Below are 433 nucleotides of genomic sequence, written 5' to 3' on the forward strand. Positions count from 1 at the left end.
GTCTTTTGCTGACACGTTCTGTACTCCGTACCGGCTGCCCGGCGTCCTCAATATCTTTATGCTCCGCAACTTTCATGGGTTCGTCTGGATTGCTTAAGTCGTATAATTCCTCGAATGTTACCAGATTTTTACCGCCAAGCTCGGACGCATTGAATGTATAAGAAACTTCCACTTTCACTTCTTCATCATCAGCAACAAAGGTATAATCGCTTCCTACACGTTTCCCGTCAATGATAATCTCGGCGTTTTCTTCCTTTAACATCTGCCAGCCTTTTAACTGATACTTAGTGCCTTTTGTAAGTCCGTCTAATTTGACAGTATCAACGATTGTTACCTCTTTTCCTGCAAGGATTGTCTTTTCGCCGTCTTTACTGGTTGCTGTGGTATGGATAGTGATTTCCTTTTCGTATTCATCAGTCAAAGTCCCTAAATC

General features: G+C 42.5%; 1 protein-coding gene. It reads right to left on the minus strand.

The annotated features are described in order from the left end of the window. The coding region (locus tag MU407_RS14180) for a VaFE repeat-containing surface-anchored protein (RefSeq protein WP_246958447.1) at nucleotides 1-433 on the minus strand (433 nt) is incomplete at both ends.

The organism is Brachybacterium sp. Marseille-Q7125 (assembly GCF_023062615.1).
Classification (GTDB): Bacteria; Actinomycetota; Actinomycetes; order Actinomycetales; family Dermabacteraceae; genus Brachybacterium.